This is a genomic window from Serinicoccus sp. JS2-9, assembly GCF_059025165.1.
Genome location: NZ_CM180091.1, coordinates 483248 through 508445 on the forward strand (window position 1 = coordinate 483248; position 25198 = coordinate 508445).

Sequence of the window (25198 nt, forward strand, 5' to 3'; positions counted from 1 at the left end):
GTGACCGCACTCGCCCGCCGCCCGTGGGTCCCGACCACCAGCGAGGACCTCGTGCGCTCGATCGCGGCCCGCGCCGCCGCCTCGGCGCCGGGCGACCTGCTCACCGAGATCGAGTCGTTAGCCGCTCAGAACCGGGAGATCCACGACGTCGAGTGCATCAACCTCAACCCGGCCACCAATGTCATGAACCCGCGCGCCGAGGCGCTGCTCGCCAGCGGCCTCGGGTCGCGGCCGTCCCTGGGCTACCCGGGCGAGAAGTACGAGATGGGGCTCGAGGCGGTCGAGCAGATCGAGGTCATCGCCGCCGAGCTCGTCGCCGAGGTCTTCGGGGCGCGCCACGCCGAGATCCGGGTCCCCTCCGGCGCCATCGCCAACCTGTATGCCTTCCTCGCCACGTGCGAGCCCGGAGACACGATCATCGCTCCCCCGGCGTCGATCGGCGGTCACGTCACGCACCACGCGGGCGGCTCGGCCGGGATGTACCGGCTCACCACGGTCCCCGCACCGGTCGCCGCGGACGGCTACACCGTGGACGCGGAGGGGCTGCGCGCTCTCGCGCGGGAGGTCCGGCCGCGCATGATCACCATCGGGTCCAGCCTCAACCTCGTGCGGCACCCCGTCGCCCAGATCCGCGAGATCGCCGACGAGGTTGGCGCCACGGTGCTCTTCGACGCCGCCCACCAGTGCGGCCTCATCGCCGGAGGGCAGTGGCAGCAGCCGCTCGCCGAGGGCGCCCACCTCATGACGTTCAGCACCTACAAGAGCCTGGGCGGGCCGGCGGGAGGGGTCGTCGTCACCGACGACGAGGAGATCGCGCAGCGCCTGGACGCCATCGCCTTCCCGGGTCTGACCGCCAACTTCGATGCCGCGAAGTCCGCTGCCCTGGCGGTGACGATGCTCGACTGGAAGGTCGCGGGCGAGGCGTATGCCGCGGCGATGGTCGCCACCGCGGCGCGGCTGGCGCAGGAGCTCACGGCACGGGGTGTGCCGCTCTGGGCAGCGCCGGACGGCACCGTGACCACCTCGCACCAGTTCGCGGTCCGAGCCCAGGACTGGGGTGGTGGGCAGGCCGCGGCACGCCGGCTGCGGCGGGCCGGGATCCTCTCCTGCGGCATCGGGCTCCCGGACGACGTGGTGGAGGGCGACGTCAACGGGCTGCGGTTCGGCACTCCGGAGATCGTGCGACGCGGCATGGAGGCCGACGACATGTCCGCGCTCGCCGACTTCGTCGCGCGCGGCCTGGACCAGAGTCGAGAGCCGGAGGAGGTCGCCGGCGAGGTGCGCGAGTGGCGGGGGCGGTTCGACCGGGTGCGCTACACGGTCGACGACCCGCGCTGAGGCCACTGCACGCCCCGCCACCCCCGCCTGGGACCGACCACGGGATAGCACGACCTTCCTCGGCGAGTTTGCCGATGAAGGTCGTGCTATCCCGTGGTCACTCTTCGGGCCGGGGTGGGGCTCAGCGCTCCCACTCGTCGAAGACCAGCCAGGTCCGCGTCGCGCGCACCCCGGCGACGCCCTGGATCCGACCGAGCACGACGTCGCGCAGCTCGTGGTTGTCGCGGGCACGCACCTCGACCAGCATGTCGAACTCCGCCCCGACCAGCGCGACCTTCTCCACCCCGGCCAACCCGGACAGCGCGTCCAGCACCTCACGCCAGGAGCCCTGCTCGATCGACACCGACACGTAGGCCCCGGTCGCCAGGCCGAGCTTGTCGGCGTCGACCTGCGCGGCATACCCCGTGATGACCTGGTCGCGGTGCAACCGCTCCAACCGGGAGTATGCCGTCGCCCGGCTCACGTGCACCCGCTCGGCGAGCGCGCGGACCGAGAGGCGGCCGTCGCGACGCAGCTCGGCGACGATGGCCCGGTCGGTGTCGTCGAGCGCGGGGGCCACCTGTCTCGCGTTGGCGGTGGCGTCGGCGTCGGGGTCGGACGTCTGGTCGGCAGTCACGCATCGATGGTGTCATGCGTCTGGACATACCGCCACGTGTAGCAGCAAAGTGTCGAGACGCGGGACCATGGAGGTCGAGACGTCTAGGTGAGGACTCGAGGACTCGACGATGAGCGACATCAGCGATCTGCTGCCCTGCCCCGAGCCGGTGCGGCTGCTCGACCCCGATGGCACGGCCACCGAGCCATCGCAGCAGGCGCAGGACCGCGGCTACACCATGCCCGGCACCGACGAGCTGCTCGCGGTCTGGCGGGCCATGGTCATCGGGCGGCGTTTCGACGCCCAGGCCACGGCGCTGACCAAGCAGGGACGGCTGGCGGTCTACCCCAGCTCGCGCGGGCAGGACGCCTGCCAGGTCGCGCCCGTCCTCGCCCTCGCCCAGGACGACTGGCTCTTCCCGACCTACCGCGACTCGATGGCCCTGGTCACCCGCGGCATCGACCCGGTCGAGGTGCTCACCCTGCTGCGCGGCGACTGGCACTGCGGCTACGACCCGGTCGCCACCCGCACCGCCCCCCAGTGCACGCCGTTGGCCACCCAGGCGGTGCATGCCGCCGGTGCCGCCCACGGCCTGACCCGACGCGGCAGCGACGGGGTGGCCCTCTGCCTCATCGGCGACGGCGCGACGAGCGAGGGGGACTTCCACGAGGGCCTCAACTTCGCCGCCGTCTTCGAGGCCCCGGCGGTCTACCTGGTGCAGAACAACCAGTACGCCATCTCCGTGCCGCTCGCCAAGCAGACCAAGGCCCCGGCCCTGGCCTACAAGGGCGTCGGCTACGGCGTGCGCAGCGAGCAGGTCGACGGCAACGACCCGGCCGCCGTCCTCGCCGTGATGAGGGCGGCCTACGCACACTCCCGCTCCGGCGGAGGGCCCGTGCTGGTCGAGGCGCACACCTACCGGATGGAGGCGCACACGAACGCCGACGACGCCACCCGCTACCGCACCGCCGACGAGGTCGACGGGTGGACCGGGCAGGACCCGATCGTCCGGCTCCAGGCATACCTCACCGAGCAGGGGCACCTCGACCAGTCACGCGTCTCCGAGGTGCGCGAGGAGGCGGAGGCGCTGGCCGCGGACCTGCGGACACGGATGAACGCCGAGCCACAGGTCGAGCCGCTCTCCCTCTTCGACCACGTGTATGCCGAGCCCACGCCGCAGCTGGTCGAGCAGCGGGAGATGGTGCGGGCCGAGATCGACAGCCACGTCACGCACGAGGAGATGGAGTCTGCGCGATGAGCATCACCTACGCCAAGGCCCTCAACGCCGCCCTGCGCGACGCGCTCACCGAGGACCCCGACGTGCTCGTCCTCGGCGAGGACGTCGGCGCGCTCGGTGGCGTCTTCCGGATCACCGACGGGCTCACCCGCGACTTCGGCGAGGAGCGCTGCGTCGACACGCCGCTCGCCGAGGCGGGGATCGCCGGCTTCGCGATCGGCCTGTGCCTGCAGGGATTCCGGCCGGTGATCGAGATGCAGTTCGACGCCTTCGGCTACCCCGCCTTCGAGCAGGTCGTCTCGCACGTGGCGAAGATGCGCAACCGCACCGCGGGCCGGGTCACCCTGCCCATGGTGATCCGGGTGCCGTATGCCGGTGGCATCGGCGGGGTGGAGCACCACTGCGACTCCTCCGAGGGCTACTACGTGCACACCCCGGGCCTGCACGTCGTCACGCCCGCGACGCCGGCGGATGCCTACTCGCTGCTGCGCGAGGCGATCGCCTCGGACGACCCGGTGGTCTTCATGGAGCCGAAGTCGCAGTACTACGCCAAGGCCGACGTCGAGCTCCCGGTCACGACCGAGCCGATCGGGCAGGCAGCGGTGCGCCGCGAGGGGACGGACGTCACCTTGGTCACCTACGGGCCGCAGGTGGCCGGGGCGCTCAAGGCGGCGGAAGTCGCTGCGGCAGAGGAGGACTGGGACGTCGAGGTGGTCGACCTGCGCACGCTCGTGCCCTTCGACGACGCCACCGTGGAGGCCTCGGTGCGCAAGACCGGACGGGCTGTCGTGCTGGCCGAGGCGCAGGGCTTCGCCGGGATGGGCGCCGAGATCGCGGCCCGCGTGCAGGAGCGATGCTTCCACTCCCTCGCCGCGCCGGTGCTGCGGGTCAGCGGGCTGGACATCCCCTATCCCCCGCCGAAGCTCGAGCACACCCACCTGCCCGGGGTGGACCGGATCCTCGACGCCATCGCACGGCTGCAGTGGGAGGACGAGCCCGACCTCACGCATTCCGTTGCGGCGCAGCAGGTCTCGGCTCCGTCGGAGGAGCGGGTATGACGCAGGTCTTCCGGCTGCCGGACCTCGGCGAGGGCCTGACCGAGGCGGAGATCGTCGAGTGGCACGTGGCCGTCGGCGACGAGGTCGGCGTCGACCAGGAGGTCGTCGTCGTGGAGACCGCCAAGGCCTCGGTGTCCGTCCCCTGCCCCTATGCCGGCACGGTCGCCGCCGTGCACGCGGAGCCCGGGTCGGTGCTGCCGGTGGGTGAGGCGCTCATCACCATCGGCGAGGCCGCGGCCACCGGCGACGGCGCGGCGACCGGCGACGGCAGCGAGGGGGCGACCGGCGAGAGCGCGGAATCCGCACCGGACGCGGGTTCGTCACGGCCTGCTGGGGCCGGTGGTGAGCAGTACCGCACCGAGGAGCGCGCAGGCGCCCAGGTGCCAGGCCAGGACGGTGCCGAGGACGAGCCCGAGCGTCCCCTCATCGGCTACGGCGCAGGCGAGGGCCCGGCCCGGCGGTCCCGCGCGGGTGGCCGACGTCGCCGCACCTCCCGACCGAGCGTCGCTCATGGTGGCTCAACCACCCCACCGAGCGTCGCTCATGGTGGCCAGGACTCCCGATCGAGTGCCGCCGGTGGTGGCTCCGCCACCCGATCGACCGCCGCCTCGACCGGTATGGCCGTGCGCGTGATCTCCCCCCTGGTCCGGCGGCTGGCGATCGAGCGTGGGGTCGACCTCTCCGCGGTGACCCCGGGCCCGACGGGCGTGATCCGCAAGGCGGACCTCACGGCATACCTCGATGTCGGAGGCGACATCTCGCGCGGCCAGACGCAGCAGACCGCGCGTCCGGTCACGGCAAACCGTGCGGCCGGTCACCACGAAGGCGGCGCAGAGCGCGCGTCCGGTCGGGAGGCAGGCGAGACCCGGGTCCCGATCCAGGGTGTGCAGCGCCTCATGGTCGAGCGGCTGTCGACCTCACGACGGGAGATCCCCGACGCGACGACCTGGGTCGACGTCGACGCCACCCGCCTGCTCAAGACCAAGGACCGGCTCAAGACCGCCCGGCCCGACGCCGGCATCGGCGTGCTGCCGCTCCTGGCGCGGATCACCGTGGCCGGGCTGACGGCATACCCGGCACTGAACTCCTCGGTCGACACCGAGGCTCAGGAGATCGTCCGCCACGGCGCGATCAACCTCGGTTTCGCCGCGCAGAGTCCGCGCGGGCTGGTCGTGCCAGTGGTTCACGGGGCGCAGGCCCTCTCCACCACGGAGCTCGCAGCGGCGCTGCGTGAGCTCACCACGAAAGCACGCGACGGCAAGCTCACCCCGGCCGAGCTGACCGGCGGCACCGTCACGCTCAACAACTACGGCGTCTTCGGGGTGGACGGGTCCACACCGATCATCAACCACCCCGAGGCCGCGATGCTGGGCGTCGGCCGCATCGTCGACAAGCCGTGGGTGCACCGGGGCAAGCTCCGGGTGCGCAAGGTGACGCAGCTGTCGTTCACCTTCGACCACCGGGTGTGCGACGGCGGCACCGCGGGCGGCTTCCTGCGCTTCGTCGCCGACTGCGTGGAGGACCCGGGCACGCTCCTCGCCGACCTCTAGCCCGAACCCCTCCTCGGCGTCTGGCACGATCTTCCCTCGTGGAGAGCAGCGAGGTCGTCGAGCTGGCGCGGGCTCGACCGTGGGCCGACCAGGACTGGGGCGGCCCGATCCTCGAGCGCTTCCCCGAGGTCCTGCGCCGGACCATCGAGCGCTGGGACCTGACGATCGAGCGAGCCCACGTCGACGGCGTCGGGCTCCCCGTCCTGGAGGTCCGCCACGGGGATCTGGCAGCGGCGGTGAAGTTCGACGACGCGGGCACCGACCTCGAGCAGCAGGTGCGGGTGATGGAGGCGGCACAGGGCCGCGGCTACTGCCGGGTCCTGGACCACGACCTCGACATCGGGGCCGCCCTGCTGGAGCGGCTCGGCCCGTCGCTGGCACGCACCACCCCGGACGGGCTCGCTCAGATCGAGGTGCTCGTCGGCCTGCTGGAGCAGGCCTGGGCGCTGCCGCTCACGGTGGCGCAGGACGAGGAGCCCGGCGAGAAGGCCAGCCACCTGCACGCGATCGTCGCCACCGAGATCGCGGACGGGGGCTGGGTCGAGCGGCATACCCGGGTCGTCGACCGAGCCGAGCGCCTGGCGGGCGAACTCGTCGCCTCACCCCTGGCCGACCGGGTCGTCGTCCACGGCGACGCGCACAGCCTCAACGTCCTGGCCCGGGAGAGCGGCGGCTATGCCTTCATCGACCCCGACGGTTTCCTGTGCGAGCGGGAGTACGACGCCGGGGTCGTCCTGCGCGACCTCAGGGACGAGCTGGAGCAGCGGGGCCGCAACGGAGGTCTCGGCGCGGCCCGCCGCTGGCACGAGGACCAGGTGGCGCACGTCGCCGCACGGCTGGGGCTGGACGCCGAGCGGGTGGGCGCGTGGGCCTTCGTGGAGCGGGTGACGACCGGGGTGTGGCTGCACCGGCTCGGCTGGGCGGACGAGGGCGAGCGCTGGCTGCGTTCGGCGGCGCTGTTCCTGGACTGAACCGCCGCCGGGGGTCCCGGGGTCGCTCAGCGTCGCGGGTGACCTCAGAATTCGACCATCGGTTGTCGCGCCATGGCGGGAGAAGCCGTGGTCGACATCGTCGAGCTAGCCGAGCTCCCCCAGCACCGCGGGCAGCACCTCGTGCATGTCGCCGATGACGGCGTAGCGCGCCTTGGTCACCATCGGCGCCTCGGCATCGGTGTTGACCGCGATGATCGTCTTGGACGAGCTGCACCCGGCCCAGTGCTGGATGGCCCCGCTGATGCCGCAGGCGAGGTAGAGGTCCGGCGCGATCCGGCTCCCGGTCTGACCCACCTGCTCGTGGTGCGGCCGCCACCCCAGGCTCGTCACGACCCGGGACACACCGACAACCCCACCGAGCCGGGACGCGACCGCCTCCACGTCGTCGAACTGCTCGGCTCCGCCGACCCCACGCCCGGCACCGACGACGACGTGGGCACCGGTCAGCGCCGAGGTGTCACCGCCCTCGCGCGCCTCGACGCGGACGACCTGGGCGACGAGGTCGGCGTCACCCATCTCGGCCTCCACCTGCTCGACCTGCGTCTCCGCCGGAGTCGTCGCCGGCTCGGGGGCGACGGCGTGTCCGGCCACGGAGGCGATCGCGAGCGCTCCGCGCTCGCCGAGGGACACCCGCTCCAGCACCGCACCCCCGGCCACCTGACGCTCCGCCTCGGGCGGGTCGGCGCTCACGACCGAGACCAGGTTGGCCGCCATCGGCAGGTCGCGCGCCGCCGCCACGTGCGCCAGCACCTCGTTGCCGCGCGGGGTCCCACCCGCGATGAGGTATGCCGCACCGCTCGCCTCGACGGCGGCGTCGGCGACGCGTGACCAGGCGCGGGCGGCATACCGCTCCAGCCGGGCGTCACCGCTGGTGAACAGCGTGCGCACGCCCTGCTCACGGCAGTGGTCCAGCACCGCGGCCTCCGGCGCTCCGGCCGCTCCGACGAGCAGCGCATCCACGTCTCCGTCCGCACCGGGCATCGACCGGGCGAAGGTCAGCACCTCCTGGGACACCACCGACAGACCGGCGCTGCCGTCCGCCAGGTCCTCGGGCTCCACCAGCACCAGCACGCTCATCGCACGACTCCGATCTCCCGCAGCACCGCGACGAGCCGCGGCGCGGCGGCCGCTCCCTCGCCGAGCACCTCGACGTTGCTCTCCAGCGGCGGGAGCACCCGCAGCCCGTGGCGCCCGGCACCTCGCGGCGCGACACCTGGGGTGATGACCTCCACCTGCGCCTTCTTGGCCTTCATCCGGCCGCTGATGTTGGGATAGCGCGGCTCGACCCCGCCCTCCCAGACCGTGAGGACCGCAGGCAGCGGCACGTCGTAGACCTCTGTGTCACCCGACACGCTGGATCGGACCTCTAGTCGGTCGCCCGCGTCGTTGACCAGAGCCTCTTGAGCACCAGCCACGACGGGCCGGTCCAGCAGGTGGGCCAGCCGGATCCCGACCTGGTGGTCACCGGTGTCGGCGGCGTCGTTGCCGACCAGCACCAGCCCGAAGCCGCCGCCCGACGACTCCCGTGCCCGCACCACGTCGGCGATGGCGGCGGCGACGTCGGCGGGGCCGTAGTCGTCGGCGGCGGCGTCGATGCGGATGGCCTCGGTGGCACCGACCGCGAGCGCCGCGCGCAGCTGCTCGACGCTGTCCTCGTCGCCCACAGTGAGCACGGTGACCGAGCCGTCGCCCTCCCCGGCGATCTGCACCGCCAGCTCCACCGCGGCCTCCTCGTGCGCGCTCATGGTGTAACCCGCATACCGTCCGTCGACCGCGCTCCCGTCGGCGGTGAGCACGACCTCGCCGCTGGTGTCAGGCACCCGCTTGACGCAGACCAGAACGTCGGTCATCAGGCCACCCCCAGCGGCTCGGCGGCGGCCGTGGTGGCGGTGGTGTCGCCCGACTGCTCGAGCTCGGCATACCGCCCTTTGACGCGCAGGTTGTCGGGGTCGAGCAGGGGCGTCGCGTCGACGCTCGCCACGGTCACGGGATAGAGCTCCTCCATGTAGGACACCGCAAGCTCGGTGCCGACGACCGCCTGCTTCGGCGGCAGGAAGGCCATGAGCACGTGCTTGCCCAGGCTCGGCGCCGAAGCCGCGGACGTGACGTAGGGGTGGTGCCCGTGCCCGTCGGTCAGGCGCTCGCCGCCGCGGCCCAGGATCGGCTCGCCACCGAGCATGTAGCGCTTGACGCCGCTGGAGGAGGTGTGGTCGTCCACCGTCATCGCGCAGAGCACGGACTGTGGCGGCTGCCCGGCCTGGGCCACCACCGCGTCCTTGCCGATGAACTCGGCCTCCTTGATCTTCGGCCGCTCCATGCCGGTCTCGGTGAGGGTGCGCTCGGAGTCGAGCTCCGCGCCGTAGGCGCGGTAGCCCTTCTCGATCCTGCCGGTGGCGGTGTAGACCCCGATGCCAACGGGGACGACGCCGTGCCCGCGGCCGGCCTCGATCAGCCTGTCCCACAGGGCCTTCGCCGTCTCGATGGGCACGTAGAGCTCCCACCCGAACTCTCCGACGTAGGAGATGCGCGAGGCGAGCACCGACAGGTCGCCGACCTCGATGAGGGTGCAGGTGCCGAAGCGGAAACCCTCGGGCGACAGGTCGGCGTCGGTGAGCTGACCCAGCACGTCTCCGGCGCGCGGACCCCAGACCCCGATCGTGGAGTATGCCGAGGTCAGGTCGACCAGTAACGCACCCTCGGGCAGGTGGTCGGCGAACCACTTCGCGTCGACCATGCCGTGCGCGCCGCCGGTGACGACGCGGAAGCGGTCGTGCGCCAGGCGCATCACGGTGAGGTCGGAGCGGAAGCCCCCGGTTTCGTCGAGGACCGGGGTGTAGATCACCCGACCGATCGCGACGTCCGCCTGCGCGACGATGATGCCCTGGATCGCCTGCAGCGCAGCAGGTCCCACGACGTCGAAGATCGCGAAGGCAGTGAGGTCGACGATCCCGCCGCGGGCCCGCAGGGCCAGGTGTTCGGCGTTGATGATCGGGCTCCACCAGCGGGAGTCCCACTCGTGCTCCCGGGGCATGACGGCGTCGCCGAACTCCTCCAGCAGCGGCTCGTTCGAGGCATACCAGTGCGGGCGCTCCCACCCTGCTGCCTCGTAGAACACCGCACCGAGCGCCTTCTGACTCTCGTGCATGGGCGAGAGACGGATCGGGCGCGAGCTCTCCCACTGCTCGCCCGGGTGGACGATGCCGTAGGTCTTGTTGAAGGCCTCGCTGGTGCGGGCGCGGATGTGGGCGCGGGTGCGCTGGTGTGGGTAGAACCGGGCGATGTCGCTGTGCCCCAGGTCGATCTCGGGGTTGCCGTGGGTCATCCACTCGGCGACCGCGCGACCGACGCCGGGGCCTTCCTTGATCCACACTGCCGCACAGGACCACAGCCCCGTGACCTCGGGAGTCTCGCCGAGCACGGGGTTGCCGTCCGGCGTGAGCGAGAGCAGGCCGTTGATGGCGTAGCGGATCTCGGCGCGCTCGTCGCCGAGCAGCTCGGGCATGAGCTCCAGCGCCTGCTCCAGCTGCGGGTCGAAGTCGTCCTCGGTGAACGGCATCTCCGTGGGCGAGAGCTTGGCCTGGGCGATCGACGGGATCTCGTCGGGGTCGTGCAGGATCGCGCGGTGGGCGTAGGAGCCGACCTCCATGTCGGACCCGTGCTGCCGCTCGTAGCAGAAGGTGTCCATATCGCGGATGATCGGGAAGCTGATCTCTCCGGGCCGCTCGGCCAACGGCTCGCACGGGCCGACGGAGATCATCTGGTGCACCGCCGGCGTGAGCGGGATGTGCGCCCCGGCCATTCGGGCCAGGCGCGGACTCCATACCCCGCAAGCGATGACGACCACAGGGGCCTCGATGTCGCCCTTGTCGGTCTGGACCGCGCTGATCCGTCCCTCGGTGACCGTCATGCCGGTGACCTCGACATTGGGCACCGTCGTGAGCACGCCCTTGGCCTGCGCCTTCTCGCGCATGATCGTCCCGGCGCGCAGGGAGTCGACGACGCCCACGCTCGGGGTCCAGAACGCACCGATGATGACGCTGGGGTCGAGGAAGGGGACCTTCTCGGCGACCTCCTCGGGGCTTACCAGGCTGGCCTCGATCCCCCAGGCCCTCGCCGAGCTCATCCGTCGGCGCAGCTCCTCCATCCGCTCCTCGGTGCGCGCGACCTCGAAGCCTCCAGAGGTGGTGAGCACCCCCATCTCCTCGTACTGCCGCATCGAGTCGAGCGTGAGATCAGTGATCTCCCGGCTGTGGTCGACCGGGAAGATGAAGTTGGAGGCGTGGCCGGTCGAACCGCCCGGGTTGGGCAGCGGCCCTTTGTCGATCTGGACGATGTCGGTCCAGCCCAGGTCGGCGAGGTGGTGGACCAGCGAGTTGCCGACGATGCCGGCGCCGATCACCAGCACGTTGCAGCGGGAGGGGAGGGTGGAGGTGCTCATGGTCGCCCTTCAATGGTGCGTATCGCGCAACTCTGTGCGCATCACGCAACTAGTCTCAACCGGTCGTATGCCGGGTGTCAAGGGTCGGGGCGAGCGGCCGCAGACCGGGCGTCCAGTCCCGGCAGAACGCGCGGCCAGTCCCGGCAGAACGCGCGTCCAGTCGTCACCGCGCGTGCCAGCCCAGCCGGGCGGACACGTCGGCGGCGGCCTGCTGCAGGGAAGGGAGCACCTGCGCCACCCGGTCGTCGTCCATCCTGAAGCTCGGGCCGGAGACGCTGAGCGAGGCGCAGACCTCGCCGTGCGCGTTACGCACCGGGGCCGCCACGGCGGTGAGTCCGACGTCGAGCTCGTCGCGCACCACGGCATAACCCTGCTCCCGCACCTGACTCACGAGCGGCTCGAGGAGATCGGGGTCGGTCACCGTCTGGTCGGTGTATGCCGCGAGCTCGCCCCACGTGGAGCGCCGCTCGTCGCGCGTCAGCTCGCTCACGAGGACGCGACCGTTCGAGGTCGCGTGCAGGGGGATGTGCTGGCCGACCCAGTTGTAGGAGGTGATGGTCGAGGGTCCGATGACCTGGTCGATGTAGAGCGCCGAACGGTCACCGAGCACGGCGAGGTTGACCGTCTCGGACGTCTGGGTCGCGAGCAGCCGACACACCGGGCGCGCCTCCTGCACCAGGTCGAGCCGGGCGCTGGTCGCGCCGGCGAGGCGGAGCACACCGACGCCCAGGCGGGCCCGGCCACGCTCCGCGGGCTGCTCCACCAGGTCGTGTGCCGCCAGGGCCGCGACGAGCCGGCTGGCGGTGGACTTGTGGACCCCCAGCTCGGCCGCGATCTCACCGACGCCGGCCTCGCCCGTCCGCGCCAGGATGTCCAGGATCGTGAGGGCGCGGTCGACGGACCGCACCGCCCCCTGACGCGGCTCGTCCTCGTTGCGCATGTCGCAACCCTACGCGCATGACGCAGCAGGTGCATCGCCATGAGGGCAGCCCGACAGAGCAGTCCTCGACACCCCCCCTCAGCTGGGCTCCAGCACCTCCACCCCTGCTGGCACGAGGCACGACAGACGCGCACCATCGGCGCCCTCCGGACCTGGCCGCCGCGTGCGTTGCGTATAGCGCGGCCCATTGCATGCAGCGCTACGCCGGGTGTAGCGTCTCGAGCACGCTGGACCACAGCGGCCGTCTGGTCGAGCCGCGCGTCTCGACCCCGCTCCGCAAGGAGGGATCACACCTTGTCCGTCACCTCGAGCACCGCACCACAGGATCTGGCAGGCACCCGGCACGTTGCCCCCACCCAGACCCCGACCAACCACAACTACCCCTCCGTCCAGCAAGGACGGACGGTCCCCGTCAACCTTCGGCAGAGTGGCCCGACCCCGGTGGAGCTGCTCATCTCGACCCGGATCCGCAAGTCCCCCTACTGGCAGCTCTCGATCGAGGCCGGGGCGTGGCGGGCCGAGGTCTACAACCGGGTCTACCACCCGCGCGGCTACGTCAGCCGCGACGACGGAGCCGCCCTCACCGAGCACGAGTCGGTGGTCAACGACGTCACCCTCTGGAACGTCGCTGTCGAGCGGCAGATCCAGGTCAAGGGCCCCGACGCCGAGGCTTTCGTCAACTACGTCATCACGCGTCAGGCGAAGAAGATCAGCCCGATGCACGCCCGCTACGTCATCCTGTGCAACGAGGCGGGGGGCATCCTCAACGACCCCGTCCTGCTGCGGCTGAGCGAAGATGAGTTCTGGTTCAGCCTGTCCGACTCCGACCTCATGCTGTGGTTGCAGGGAGTCAACGTCGGCAAGGGCTACGACGTCACGATCCAGGAGATCGACGTCTGCCCCGTGCAGATCCAGGGCCCGAAGTCAGAGGCGCTCATGCGGGACCTCATCGGACCGGCAGCCTCCGACATCCCCAACTACGGTTTGGCGGCCGCCCAGGTGGCCGGCCTGCCGGTCATCGTGTCGCAGACCGGCTTCACCGGCGAGAAGGGCTATGAGATCTACCTCTACGACGCCACCCTCCACGCCGAGGAGATGTGGGCGGCGATCCTCGCCGCCGGAGAGGCGCACCACCTTCGGGTCATCGCTCCTGCCCACCCGCGCCGCGTCCAGGCCGGGATCCTGTCGTGGGGGCAGGACATGGACGCCGAGACCTCTCCCCTGCAGACGAACCTCGCCTACCAGGTCCCTCGCCAGAAGGAGGAGGACTACATCGGCAAGGCGGCGCTAGAGGCACAGCGTGCCCAGGTCGAGGCGGGGAACCCGCCCTTCAGCCAGATGTTGGTGGGTCTGCGGCTGGGTGGTCAACCGATCACCGACTATGCGCCCGATTTCTGGCTGGTGAGCTTGATCGACAGCGACGACCCGGTCGGATACCTCACCTCGCCATGGTACTCGCCCGAACTCGGCACCAACATCGCGTTGGGCTACGTCCCGGTCGGCTCGAGCGCGCCCGGCACGCAACTGCGGGTCTGGCTCCCTGACCAGTATGCCGAGACACCCGGCGAGCCGGTGGGCGCCACCGTGGTCGAGGTGCCGTTCCGGCCGTCGGTGAACCCGAACACCCGCGAGGTGCTGAAGGAAGAAGGCGCCTCCTTCTGAGTCAGCCGTGCCACCCCAGACGAGCCGACGACTCGGCAGCTGCCTGACGTAGCGGTGGCAGGACGGCCTCGACCCAGTGGTCATCCATGCGAAAACTCGGCCCGGACACGCTGACGGATGCCGCGATCTCACCGTGGGCGTTGCGCACCGGTGCGGCGACCGCGACGAGTCCGAGGTCGAGTTCTTCGCGCACCACCGCGTAGCCCTCATCCCTCGCCTGGCGCACGAGCTCCTCCAGCGACTGTGGGTCGGTGACGGTGGTGTCGGTGAACGTCTGCGCGCGCCCCCACGCCGCCCGGCGTTCAGACTCACTGAGTGCCGCTGCCAGCACTCGCCCGCTCGCGGTCGCGTGCAACGGGACCCGCTGACCGACCCAGTTGTAGGACGTGATGGTCGAGGCCCCGATGACCTGATCGAGGTAGAGCACCTCGGCATCCCGGAGGACCGCGACGTTGACGGTCTCGTTGGTCCTCGCCGCGAGCTCCTGACAGACGGGGCGCGCCTGCTGAACCAGGTCGAGGCGGGCGCTTGCCGCTCCGCCCAGCCGGACGATCCCGACGCCGAGCACGGCCCGCCCCGGCTCGGGCTGTTCGACCAAGCCGTGGGCCGCCAAGGTGGCGAGGAGGCGGCTGGCCGTCGACTTGTGCACGTCGAGGGCCGCCGCGATCTGGCCCAGGTCGGCTTCTCCCGACTCTGCCAGCACCTCGAGGATGGTCAGCGCACGAGCGACCGACTGCACCGTGGCAGGCGAAGAGTCGGTGGGCATGCGGGCCACCCTACGTGCCGCTGACTCGCCCCTCACCTCGGTGCTCTCCGCGCGGTCGGTGCAGGCCGGCGGGAGCGGGGCGCCACTCGGAGACAGACGCCAGCTGCTCACGGCGCCAGGTCTCGGTCTTCTCGACCTGGTTGAAGCTGTAGAGGTGCAGCCCCCGGACCCCGAGGCGTTCGGAGGCGGCGAGCGCGGCGATCCGGTGCACGAAGCGGGTCGTGCTGAAACCGGGCAGAGCGATCCGCGCGAAGACACTGCGCTGCTTGCGCAGGAAGCGCATCGAGTCACCCACCCCGATGACGCTCGCCATCCGCAGCAACTTGGTCGGGTCGACGGGGCCGGGCACGCCGACGTAGACCGGCAGCTGCACGTCCCGCCGCCGCACCCGCTCCAGCCATTGCCCGACGAGCTCGTCGTCGAAGGTCATGTTGGAGACGATCGCGGTGGCATATCGCCGCTTGTCCCACATCGACTGCACCAGCGCGTCGTCGTCGATGCCGGGGTGTGACTCCGGGTAGCCGGTGATGCCGACGCCCTCGAAAGGCGCGCCGAGCTCGTGCAGCGCGGTCAGCAGGTCTAGCGCGTCCGTGAAGGTCGACTCGGTCGGCGTCGCGTCGCCGCCGGGCACGAACACCTCGGTGACCCCTGCCTCCCGCAGCCGTGCGACGAGGTCGGGCAGCGCAGCCCGCTCCACCATCCGCGCCGCCAGGTGCGGAACCGTGTGGTAGTGCCCAGCCAGCTGCTCGGCCAGGCTGAGGGTCGCCTCCAGCCCCTTGGCCGGGGAGGCGGTGACCGTGACCGTGCGGCCCGGCTCGACATGCTCGTGGACCTGCTCGGCGACCGACTCGGTCGGCAAGATCTCCAGGCGCGCCCACCGCAACAGCCTTTCCAGGGCAGCCGAGGGGTACTTGTTGCTCAAAACGCAACGCACTTCGTCATACGCACCACCACAGCGTAGGAGTCACCCTCCGTGCCTGACAAGACCCCGCACCGTGTCGGAGTCACCCCTCCGCACCTGCAGCCCCGTCTGCGGCACACTCACCTCATGCACCGCAGCAACCAGGTCGTCCTCGACGCCGTGGCGGCGGCCGGCATCACTCCGCGGGTGGTCTGGCTGGACGAGCACGCGCGGACCGCTGCCCTCGCGGCGACCCAGATCGGGTGCGACGTCGCCACCATCGCCAACAGCCTCGTCTTCTCCTGCGACGGCGAGCCGCTCCTGGTCATGGCCAGCGGCGCCGCGCGGGTCGACACCGACCTCATCGCCCGCACCCTCGGCGCCGAGGTGGTCGAGCGGGCAGGAGCCGGCTTCGTCCGGGACGCCACCGGCCAGGCCATCGGCGGCGTGGCGCCCACCGGGCACCCAGCGGCCCTGCGCACCGTCGTCGACGTCGACCTGTCGCGCTTCGGCGAGGTCTGGGCCGCGGGCGGCACGCCCGACACCGTCATGGCCCTCACCTACGACGAGCTGCTGCACCTCACCGGTGGCACGCCCATGCGCGTGCGCTGACGCACCTCACGATGCCTGTCACACCCTCTCAGTAGGGTCTGCCCCGTGACCCTCTTCGTGCACCGGGACGTGAGCACCGCGGCGCTGGCCGACGGCCTCGCCGAGCTGCTCGCCAGCCCGCTGCCCGACCCGTTCGCGGAAGAGATCGTCGCGGTCCCGGCCAAGGGGGTGGAGCGGTGGCTCGCCCAGCGACTGTCCCACCGGCTCGGCGCGGGTGACGAGGGCCACGACGGTGTCTGCGCGGGCGTGCGCTTCCTCAACCCGCATTCCCTCGTCGCACTCGTCCTGGGCATCGACCGCGACGACCCGTGGCACCCCGACCGGCTCGCTTGGCCGGTCCTGCAGGCGATCGACGCCAGTCTCGGCGAGCCGTGGGCGGTCACGCTCGCCACTCATCTCGGGCGAGGCATGCCGGGCGCCGAGGGCGAGCTGCGCCGCGGTCGAAGGTATGCCGTGGCGCGCCGCCTGGCGGGACTGTTCGCCTCCTACGCCTCGTCCCGGCCGGCGATGCTCACCGACTGGCGCACGGGTGGCCAGGGCGACGGCCTCGGAGGCCCGGTCGACCCCGACCTGGACTGGCAGCCCGAGCTCTGGCGCCGGGTGCTCCCGCTCGTCGACGCCGAGCCCCCGGACGTCCGCCAGCAGCGCGTCGTGACGGCCCTGCGGACCGGCGACCGCGCGGCCGACCTCGACCTCCCCGGCCGGCTCTGCCTCGTCGGCCACACCCGCATCGCGCGCAGCGAGGTCGAGGTGGTGTCCGCGCTGGCCGAGCAGCGCGACGTGCATCTCTTCCTGCCACAGGCCTCGCCCGCGGCCTGGGATTCCCTGTCCGCGCTGGCTGCCGAGGGGCCGGTGCCCCGCGACGACGACACGTCCGCGCTGCTCGTGCGTCACCCGCTCCTCGCGAGCCTGGGTCGCGACGCCCGCGAGCTGCAGCGGACGCTGGCGCTCGCACCGCATACCGTGAGCGGACCCACGGCCCGAAGCGGCTCGGCCACCCCGCCGCCACCAGCCGACGGCGGACCGGGGGCGCTGACCCTCCTGCAGCTCCTGCAGCGCGACCTGGCCGCCGACCACCCCCCAAACGACGCCGAGCGTGACGCGAGGATCGTGCCGGCGTACGACCGCAGCCTCCAGGTGCACGCCTGCCACGGTCAGGGGCGACAGGTCGAGGTGCTCCGCGACGTGCTCACCGACCTGCTGCAGCGCGACCCCTCCCTCGAGCCGCGCGACATCCTCGTCATGTGTCCTGACATCGACGCCTACGCCCCCTTGGTGCATGCCGGGTTCGGCCTGGGCGAGGTGGTCGCGGCGGGCAACCACGCGACCCGGGCGGCCGCCACGACCGGCGGGGCCGGCGGAGGCGGCGGCGGCGGCATCGGCCACCCGGCGCACGGGCTGCGCGTCCGCCTCGCCGACCGATCGCCAACCCACGCCAACCCGCTGCTCGCGCTCGCCACCCGCCTCGTCGAGCTCGCGGGAGGTCGCCTCACGGCGAGCGAGGTCCTCGACCTCGCGCGGAGCGCGCCGGTGCGCCGGCGCTTCGGCCTGGACGACGACGACCTCGGCCGCATCGGGGGCTGGGTCGAGGCGGCCGCCGTCCGGTGGGGGCTGGACGGAGAGCACCGCGCGGACTACGCGCTCGCCGGCCTCACCCAGAACACCTGGCGCAGCGGCCTGGCCTCGGTGCTCGTCGGCGCGGCGGTCGACGGCGAAGAGGTCGACCACCTCGGCACGACCCTCGGGCTGGACGACCTGGACAGCGGCGACCTCGAGCTCGCGGGCCGGCTGGCCGAGCTCGTCGCCCGGCTCGGCAACACCCTGCAGGAGCTGCGCAAGGCCGACGCGGTGCCGGAGTGGGTGCGGGTGCTGTGTGAGGGGGTGCTCGGCCTGGCCGACGTGCCGACGGCCGACGGCTGGCAGGTCACCCAGCTCGTGCGCGAGCTCGAGCTCGTCGAGGAGTCGGCCGGTCGGCGGGAGGGGACCGACTCGCTCAGCCTGTCCCTCTCCGACGTCCACGCGCTGCTCGCCGAGCAGGCCGCCGGCCGCGCCACCCGGTCCAACTTCCGCACCGGCACCCTCACCGTCTGCACGATGGTGCCGATGCGCTCGGTGCCCCACCGCGTCGTCGCTCTCGTGGGCCTCGACGACGGCGTCGTCCCGCGCACCACGACCGCGGACGGTGACGACGCCCTGGCCCGGCGCCCCGTGACCGGAGAGCGCGACCCGCGTAGCGAGGACCGCCAGCTCCTCCTCGACGCCCTCATGGCCGCGGGCGACACCGTCGTCATCACCTACACCGGTTTCGACGAGCACACCGGCGCCGAGCGCCCGCCTGCCGTCCCCCTCGGCGAGCTGCTCGACACGGTCCGGCGCACCGCCGACCCCACCTCCCCGGGGGTATGCCGCGTGCTCACCCGGCACCCGCTGCAACCCTTCGACCCGCGCAACCTCGGCGCCGCCCCGGCGGAGCTCCCGCCGCTCCTCCCGCAGGACCGGCCCTTCAGCTACGACCCGACCGCGATCGCTGGAGCCCGGGCCGCGCTCGGAAAGCGCACGGCCCGACCGGTCCCAGCCACGGCGGCGCTCGGCCCGCCCCGGACGAGCAGCAGCGACGACGTCGACCTCGACGACCTGCTGCGTTTCTTCGACAACCCGGCCCGGGGCTTCCTGCGGGAGCGGCTCGGCCTGCTGCTGCCGCAGGTCCCGGAGGAGCGGGGCGAGGGCATCCCCGTCGAGCTCGACGGCCTCGACACCTGGGCAGTCGGCGACCGGCTGCTCGCGAGTGTCCTCGCCGGCCGGGCCCCCGGCGCCACCGTCGACGCCGAGCTGTGGCGCGGCGAGCTGCCCCCGGGTGCCCTGGGCGCCCGCACCCTGCGCGAGATCACCCGCCAGGCGCAGCTGGTCGCGGAGGGCTCCTGGGCCGCCGTGGGCCAGGGCAGGTGGGGCGTCGAGGTCCCTCGCGAGGCCCTGGACGTCGACCTCACCGTCGCCGACGGACGCCGCCTGGTCGGGACTCTCACCGGACTGGTCGGCCAGCGAGCCCTGACCGCGACCTACTCCTCGGTCCGGGCCAAGCAGCGGCTGCGGTCGTGGATCCTCTCGCTGGTCCTCGCCGCGAGCCTGGGTGGCGAGGCCACCAGCCACCTCGTCGGCCGCTATCGCTGGGGGCGGCACAAGGGAGCGGCGCACCTCACCCACGGCCCGCACGACCCCGACCGTGCCCTGGAGCTGCTCGGGCAGCTCATCGACCTGCGCGACCGGGGCCTGACCGCGCCCCTGCCGCTGCCCGTGGGCACGTCGCTGCGCTGGGCGGAGGCCTACCTCGGCGGCCCGGGCGACCCGCAGGCGGCGACCCTCGACGCAGTCCGGGAGTGGCGCACCGACGACACCTTCGAGCAGGCCTTCCCCAAGGAGCAGGACGACCCCAGCCACCGCTACGTCTACGGCGAGTCGGTGCCGCTGCAGCAGATCCTCGGCACTCCCCTCGACGACGAGCGCTGGACCCCCGGCGTGGACCACCGCCTCGGCCAGCTCGCGCTGCGGGTCTGGGCCCCGGTGCTCACCGGCGGCGCCGAGCGCAGGGAGCGGGTGTGATGGACGACTTCGACATCACCGACGATCTGCCGACCGGCACCGTGCTGCTGGAGGCGAGCGCAGGCACCGGCAAGACCTGGACCATCGCCGCCCTGGTGACCCGCTACGTCGCCGAGGGGCTGGTCACCCTGCCGGAGATGCTGGTCGTGACCTTCGGACGGGCCGCGAGCCAGGAGCTGCGCGCCCGGGTGCGGGCCCAGCTCGTGCTGGCCGAGCGCGCCCTCACCGACCCTCCCCCGCCGCACGACCGCGACGCGCTCGTGGCCCACCTGCTGCAGACCGACGAGGGCGAACGCGCCCTGCGGGCACGGCGCCTGCGCGCCGCCCTCTCCGACATCGACTCGGCGACCATCGCCACCACGCACCAGTTCTGCCAGCAGGTGCTGCGCGGCCTCGGCGTGGCCGGCACCTCCGACGCCTCCGCGGTGCTGGTCGAGGACCTCGACGGCCTGCTCGTCGAGGTGGTCGACGACCTCTATCTGCGCGCCTTCGCCCAGCGCGACGACGAGCCCATCTTCGACCGTCGCACGGCCCTGGAGATCGCCCGCACCGTCATCGACGACGTGCACGCGGAGCTGCGGCCGACCAGCGCCGAGCGGGGCTCGGTGCCCGACCGGCGGGTGCGCTTCGCCCGCGCCGTCCGCGCCGAGCTCACCGTGCGCAAGCAGCGGCTGCAGGTCATGCACTACAACGACCTGCTCACCCAGCTCGACGACGCGCTCGAGGCCGAGGACTCCCCGGCCCGGGCCCGCATGCGCCAGCGTTGGCGGGTCGTCCTCGTCGACGAGTTCCAGGACACCGACCCCGTGCAGTGGTCGGTGCTGCACCGCGCCTTCGCCGGGCACGTGCGCGCCATGGTGCTCATCGGCGACCCCAAGCAGGCGATCTACGCCTTCCGGGGCGGCGACGTCGACACCTACCTCTCCGCCGCGGCCACCGCCGACGACCGCCGCACCCTCCCCCGCAACTTCCGCTCCGACCCGGGCGTCGTGACCGCGCTGGGCCACCTGCTGACCGGCGCCGAGCTGGGCGACGAGCAGATCGTCGTGCACCCGGTGAGCGCGCACCACGAGGACGGCCGGCTGGTCGGCGCCCCCAGCCTCGCCCCGGTCCGGCTGCGCCAGGTGCTGCTGCGCGACCACCTGGGCGGCGACAAGCGCATGCCCACCGTCCGGCCCTGGATCGCACGCGACCTGGCCCACGACGTCGCTGCGCTCCTGGCCTCCGGCGCGACCTACGACGGGCGACCGGTGCAGGCCCGCGACGTCGCCGTCCTCGCGCACCGGGCCAAGGACCTGCTGGAGGCGCAGCGCGCGCTCGCCGAGCTTGGCATACCGGCCGTGAGCACCGGCGGCTCGACCGTGCTGCACAGCCGCGCGGCGCACGACTGGCTCGCCCTGCTCGAGGCGATGGTCGCGCCGCACCGCTCGGTGCTCACCCGCGCCGCCGCACTCACCGACCTGCTCGGGTATGCCGTCGCCCGCGTCGGCGACCGCGGCGAGGAGCAGGACACCGCGCTCGAGGACGAGCTCGCAGACCGGTGCCGCGAGTTGGCCGCGGTCTACGCCCGCCAGGGGATCGCGGCCGTCCTCGAGCTGGTGACGACCCAGGGGCTCCCGGGTCGGGTGCTCGGGCAGGTGGGGGGCGAGCGCACGCTCACCGACCTGCGGCACGTGGCCCAGCTGCTGCACGAGGTGGCCCGGTGCGACCAGCTGGGTCTGGTCGCGCTGCTGGAGTGGCTGCGGGCGGGGATGGCCGAGGACGCCCCGCAGTCGGCGGGCGCGCGCACCCGGCGGCTCGACAGCGACGCCGCCGCGGTCCAGCTCGCGACCATCCACGGCAGCAAGGGGCTGCAGTATCCCGTCGTCTACCTCCCCTCGCTCGGCGACCGGTGGGTGAGCGACTCCCCGAAGATCCCGCTCTTCCACGAGGAGCCACCCGAGCGCCTCCGCTGCCGCGACGTCGGCGGCGAGCACGCCAACCCGGACTGGGCGGAGTCGGTCCGACGACACAAGGAGGAGGACGCCGGCGAGTCGTTACGGCTGCTCTACGTCGCGCTGACCCGGGCCCAGTCCCAGGTCGTGACGTGGTGGGCCCCGGTCAACAACGCCACCGCCTCCCCGCTGCACCGGATGCTCCTCGGTCGTGAGCCGGGCGGCGGCCCCGTCCCCGACCGCGCCCCGGTGCCGCGCGGTGACGCCGAGGCGACGGAGCGGCTGCGCCGGTGGGAGGCCGAGGGGGCCCTCGTGCTGGAGCGGGCCGACCCGGCGAGCGACCCGGCGCCGCAGCGGCAGCAACCGCCGGCCGACCTGCGCCTCGCCCCGTGGACGCGGGTGGTCGACACGGGGTGGCGACGCACGTCATACACCGCGCTGTCGACACCGGTCCCGGGAGCAGAGCCGGGAGTCGGCAGCGAGCCGGAGACCGGGCTGACGGCTCGCGAGGACGAGCCGGACGCACCCGACCCGGTCACCGAGACCTCGCCGTCGCTGCCCGGTCTCGACGACCTGGCCCCGCCGCCCGGCGCCGACGTGCCCTCCCCCATGGCCGAGCTGCCGGTGGGCGCGACCTTCGGGTCGCTGGTGCACGCCGTGCTGGAGCACGCCGACCCGCGGGCGCCCGACCTGCGCGCCGAGCTGGTCAGGCAGATCGCTGAGCAGCGGATCCGGTGGCCGGTCGAGCTCGGCGAGGGCGGCGGGGAGCGGCTCGCCGAGGCCCTCGTCGCGGTGTGCGACACCTCTCTCGGGCCGCTTGCACGCGGAGTCACCCTGCGTGGCATCGCCCCCGAGCACCGGCTCTGCGAGCTCGACTTCGAGCTCCCCCTCGGCGGGGGCGACCTACGACGACCGGCCCCCGATCCCGCTGCTGCCCCTCGCGCCGAGGCTGCGCTGCTGGGAGACCTGGCTCCGCTCCTGCGGGCTCACCTGCCCCCGGGCGACCCGGTGCGGGCCTGGGCCGACGTGCTCGCGACGAGCCCGGACCTCGCGGATCAGCAGCTGCGCGGCTACCTCACGGGGTCCGTCGACGTCGTCCTCCGCCTCGATCCGGGCGAGCGGTCCGAGCGCTACCTCGTGGTCGACTACAAGACCAACTGGCTCGGCGCCCCGCAGGAGCCGCTGACCGCCGCCGACTACCGGCCGGAGCGTCTGGTCGAGGCGATGGGACACTCCTCCTACCCGCTGCAGGCGCTGCTCTACGCCGTCGTCGCGCACCGCTTCCTGCGTTGGCGGCTGCCCCGCTACGACCCGGCGCGGCACCTCGGCGGCGTCCTCTACCTCTACGTCCGCGGCATGTGCGGTCCCGACACCCCGGAGGTCGACGGTATGCCGTGCGGCGTCTTCTCCTGGCAGCCCCCGGTGGCGCTCGTCGAGGCCGTCTCGGCGCTGCTGGACGGTCACCGCGGGGCCGGCGCGCGCGCCGCCTCCGAGAGGCGGGAGAGCCGCTGATGTCGACCCCGCTCCTGGAGCTGTTCGAACCGACCTCGGACCACGACCGGCGGCTGGCGCTGACGGCCAGCGGCCCGCTGGCCGACCTCAACCGGGCCGGTCTGCTCACGGCGGCCGACGTGCACGTCGCGACCGCGCTGGCGCGGGCCGTCTCCGAGCGCGACCCTGACGTGCTGCTGGCCGCGGCCGTCGCGACCCGCGCGGTCCGCTCCGGCTCGGTCGCGGTCGACCTGACCGCCCTGGCCCGCGAGGGCGCCGAGGCGCTGCCCGAGATCTCCTGGCCGGAGCCGGACGGCTGGACCGCCACCGTCGGGGCGAGCCGGCTGGTGCGCGAGGGTGGCCTCGTCGTCGATCCCGACACCTCGCTGGTCTACCTGCAGCGCTACCACCACCAGGAGGTCCAGGTGGTGCAGGACCTCCTGGCCCGGGCCAGTCTCGAGGCCCCCACGATCGACGAGGACGTCCTGTCGGCCGCCCTCGACCGCATCTTCCCCGGCGCGAGCTGGGCCGAGCAGCGCGCCGCCGCGGAGATCACCGCCCGAGCCCGCACCAGCGTCATCACCGGCGGCCCCGGCACCGGCAAGACGACCACCGTCGCCGGGGTGCTGGCGGTCCTCGCGGAGCAGGCCGTTGCGGCCGGGCAACGACCGCTGCAGGTCGGCCTGGCCGCCCCGACCGGCAAGGCCGCGGCCCGCGTCAAGAGCGCGGTCGACGACGCCCTGGCCGACATCCTTCAGCGCACGCCGGACGGGTCTGCCCGGGACGTGGTGCATCGGTTGCGCGAGGTGGAGGCCCGCACACTGCACCGGCTGCTCGGGTGGCGACCAGAGCGCCGCAGCCGCTTCCGGCATCACCGCGGCAACCGGCTGCCGCACGACGTCGTCCTCGTCGACGAGGCCTCGATGGTGTCGCTCACCCACATGGCGCGGCTGCTGGAGGCCCTGCGCCCGACGGCCCGGCTCATCCTCGTCGGCGATGCCGATCAGCTCGTGTCGGTGGACGCCGGTGCCGTGCTGGCCGACCTCGTCGCCGGCGCCGAGGAGGACGCGGGGACGCAGGTGGGCGCGGGAACGCAGGAGGGCGCGGGAACGCAGGAGGGCGCGGGAACGCAGGAGGGCGCGGGAACGCAGGAGGGCGCGGGAACGCAGGAAGCCACGGGGACGCCGGGGGGCGTGGGAACGCAGGGGAACAGGGGGGCGGAGGACGACGAGCGAGCCGGCACCTCCCCGCCCTTGGCCCTGGCCCGGCTCCGCACCGTGCACCGCTACGGTGCGGAGATCGGAGACCTCGCCGAGGCGCTGCGGCGCGGCGACGCCGACGCTGTGGTGTCCACGCTCGGGGCCGGCGCCGAGGGGGTCGAGTGGGTCACCGAGGAGGAGCCGACGGCATACCTGCGCGATGTCGTGCTCCCGCATGCCCGGACCGTCCTGTCCCGCGCCCGCGCGGGGGACGCCGAGGCCGCCCTGGCCGCGATGGCACGGCACCGACTCCTGGTCGCGCACCGGGAGGGTGAGCGTGGCGTGCGGCACTGGAACCACCTCACCGAGACCTGGCTCGCGGAGGAGACCGGCCTCACCTTCTACGAGCCCATGTATCTCGGCCGGCCGCTGCTCGTCACCGCCAACGACTACGCCACCGGGGTCCTCAACGGCGACACCGGGGTCGTGGTCGCCTCGCGCACCCCGGACGGCACCCCCGTGCGCATGGTGCAGATCGAGGGTCGCCCGCAGCGCTTCGCGCCGGGGCGACTCGGCGACGTCGAGACCCTGCACGCCATGACGATCCACAAGGCGCAGGGCAGCCAGGCGGAGGAGGTGACCGTCCTGCTCCCCGACCTGGACAGCCCGTTGCTCACCCGCGAGCTCTTCTACACCGCGGTCACCCGGGCGGAGAAGCGAGTCCGCGTCGTCGGGTCCGAGGAGGTCGTCCGCGCCGCGGTGGAGCGGCGCGTGGTCCGGGCCAGCGGCCTGCGGCAGCGCCTCAGCCGGCGCGATCGGGGCGAGCCGACGCGGTGAACGAGGACGGGCCGGCCCGGTGTCCCGTCCCGGCCGGCCCGTCGGGGCCTG

17 protein-coding genes are annotated in these 25198 nt (G+C 73.0%); 10 read left to right on the forward strand and 7 right to left on the reverse strand.

The window, feature by feature from the left end; genetic code table 11:
• Window positions 1-1338: a serine hydroxymethyltransferase gene (glyA, locus tag AC5PYY_RS02505; RefSeq protein ID WP_493898232.1), complete on the forward strand. Its 1338-nt coding sequence runs from the start codon at window positions 1-3 to the stop codon at window positions 1336-1338.
• Window positions 1339-1459: 121 nt separating this feature from the next.
• On the opposite strand, the gene AC5PYY_RS02510 is transcribed toward glyA, so the two are convergent.
• Window positions 1460-1954: an Lrp/AsnC family transcriptional regulator gene (locus tag AC5PYY_RS02510; protein WP_493898233.1), complete on the reverse strand. Its 495-nt coding sequence runs from the start codon at window positions 1952-1954 to the stop codon at window positions 1460-1462.
• A gap of 109 nt (window positions 1955-2063) precedes the next feature.
• On the opposite strand from AC5PYY_RS02510, the gene pdhA reads away from it, so the two are divergent.
• The 4 genes from pdhA to AC5PYY_RS02530 are packed head-to-tail and all read left to right on the forward strand — an operon-like array spanning window position 2064 to window position 6749.
• Window positions 2064-3191 carry a pyruvate dehydrogenase (acetyl-transferring) E1 component subunit alpha gene (pdhA, locus tag AC5PYY_RS02515; protein WP_493898234.1) on the forward strand — a complete coding sequence of 376 codons (1128 nt, stop codon included), beginning with the start codon at window positions 2064-2066 and terminating at the stop codon, window positions 3189-3191.
• Complete coding sequence (locus AC5PYY_RS02520; protein ID WP_493898235.1) at window positions 3188-4228, forward strand: alpha-ketoacid dehydrogenase subunit beta; 1041 nt, start codon at window positions 3188-3190, stop codon at window positions 4226-4228. The genes pdhA and AC5PYY_RS02520 overlap by 4 nt, the downstream gene beginning before the upstream one ends.
• The gene (locus tag AC5PYY_RS02525) at window positions 4225-5778 is read left to right on the forward strand and encodes a dihydrolipoamide acetyltransferase family protein (RefSeq protein ID WP_493898236.1); all 1554 of its coding nucleotides are present in this window, start codon (window positions 4225-4227) and stop codon (window positions 5776-5778) included. The genes AC5PYY_RS02520 and AC5PYY_RS02525 overlap by 4 nt, the downstream gene beginning before the upstream one ends.
• Before the next feature lie 38 nt (window positions 5779-5816).
• Window positions 5817-6749: an aminoglycoside phosphotransferase family protein gene (locus AC5PYY_RS02530; RefSeq protein ID WP_493898237.1), complete on the forward strand. Its 933-nt coding sequence runs from the start codon at window positions 5817-5819 to the stop codon at window positions 6747-6749.
• A gap of 105 nt (window positions 6750-6854) precedes the next feature.
• Here AC5PYY_RS02530 and AC5PYY_RS02535 read toward each other — a convergent pair whose 3' ends face one another.
• From AC5PYY_RS02535 to AC5PYY_RS02550, 4 genes are all read right to left on the reverse strand, one after another.
• Window positions 6855-7847 (reverse strand): electron transfer flavoprotein subunit alpha/FixB family protein, encoded by a 993-nt coding sequence (locus AC5PYY_RS02535; RefSeq protein ID WP_493898238.1) that lies wholly within the window; start codon window positions 7845-7847, stop codon window positions 6855-6857.
• Window positions 7844-8620, reverse strand: coding sequence for an electron transfer flavoprotein subunit beta/FixA family protein (locus AC5PYY_RS02540; RefSeq protein ID WP_493898239.1), 777 nt, complete (start codon window positions 8618-8620; stop codon window positions 7844-7846). The genes AC5PYY_RS02535 and AC5PYY_RS02540 overlap by 4 nt, the downstream gene beginning before the upstream one ends.
• Window positions 8620-11208, reverse strand: coding sequence for a GcvT family protein (locus AC5PYY_RS02545; RefSeq protein ID WP_493898240.1), 2589 nt, complete (start codon window positions 11206-11208; stop codon window positions 8620-8622). The genes AC5PYY_RS02540 and AC5PYY_RS02545 overlap by 1 nt, the downstream gene beginning before the upstream one ends.
• Before the next feature lie 163 nt (window positions 11209-11371).
• Window positions 11372-12148: an IclR family transcriptional regulator gene (locus AC5PYY_RS02550; protein ID WP_493898241.1), complete on the reverse strand. Its 777-nt coding sequence runs from the start codon at window positions 12146-12148 to the stop codon at window positions 11372-11374.
• A gap of 294 nt (window positions 12149-12442) precedes the next feature.
• Here AC5PYY_RS02550 and AC5PYY_RS02555 point away from each other — a divergent pair, with 294 nt between their 5' ends.
• Entirely contained in the window at window positions 12443-13810 is a 1368-nt protein-coding gene (locus AC5PYY_RS02555; protein ID WP_493898242.1) for a glycine cleavage T C-terminal barrel domain-containing protein, read from the forward strand.
• 1 nt (window position 13811) lies between these two features.
• On the opposite strand, the gene AC5PYY_RS02560 is transcribed toward AC5PYY_RS02555, so the two are convergent.
• Both AC5PYY_RS02560 and AC5PYY_RS02565 read right to left on the reverse strand, forming a co-directional pair.
• Window positions 13812-14576, reverse strand: coding sequence for an IclR family transcriptional regulator (locus tag AC5PYY_RS02560; RefSeq protein WP_493898243.1), 765 nt, complete (start codon window positions 14574-14576; stop codon window positions 13812-13814).
• A gap of 10 nt (window positions 14577-14586) precedes the next feature.
• Entirely contained in the window at window positions 14587-15498 is a 912-nt protein-coding gene (locus AC5PYY_RS02565) for a methylenetetrahydrofolate reductase (protein WP_493898244.1), read from the reverse strand.
• Window positions 15499-15624: 126 nt separating this feature from the next.
• Between AC5PYY_RS02565 and AC5PYY_RS02570 the strand changes: the two genes are divergently transcribed.
• From AC5PYY_RS02570 to AC5PYY_RS02585, 4 genes are read left to right on the forward strand one after another with little or no spacing between them, the layout of a single operon-like run.
• Window positions 15625-16089 (forward strand): YbaK/EbsC family protein, encoded by a 465-nt coding sequence (locus tag AC5PYY_RS02570; RefSeq protein WP_493898245.1) that lies wholly within the window; start codon window positions 15625-15627, stop codon window positions 16087-16089.
• Window positions 16090-16134: 45 nt separating this feature from the next.
• On the forward strand, window positions 16135-19686 hold the full coding sequence (gene recC, locus AC5PYY_RS02575) for an exodeoxyribonuclease V subunit gamma (protein WP_493898246.1): 3552 nt from the start codon (window positions 16135-16137) through the stop codon (window positions 19684-19686).
• A complete protein-coding gene (locus AC5PYY_RS02580) occupies window positions 19686-23132 on the forward strand; it encodes a UvrD-helicase domain-containing protein (RefSeq protein WP_493899311.1) in 3447 nt (1148 codons plus the stop codon). The genes recC and AC5PYY_RS02580 overlap by 1 nt, the downstream gene beginning before the upstream one ends.
• Window positions 23132-25147 carry an AAA family ATPase gene (locus tag AC5PYY_RS02585; RefSeq protein WP_493898247.1) on the forward strand — a complete coding sequence of 672 codons (2016 nt, stop codon included), beginning with the start codon at window positions 23132-23134 and terminating at the stop codon, window positions 25145-25147. The genes AC5PYY_RS02580 and AC5PYY_RS02585 overlap by 1 nt, the downstream gene beginning before the upstream one ends.
• Window positions 25148-25198 lie beyond the last annotated feature (51 nt).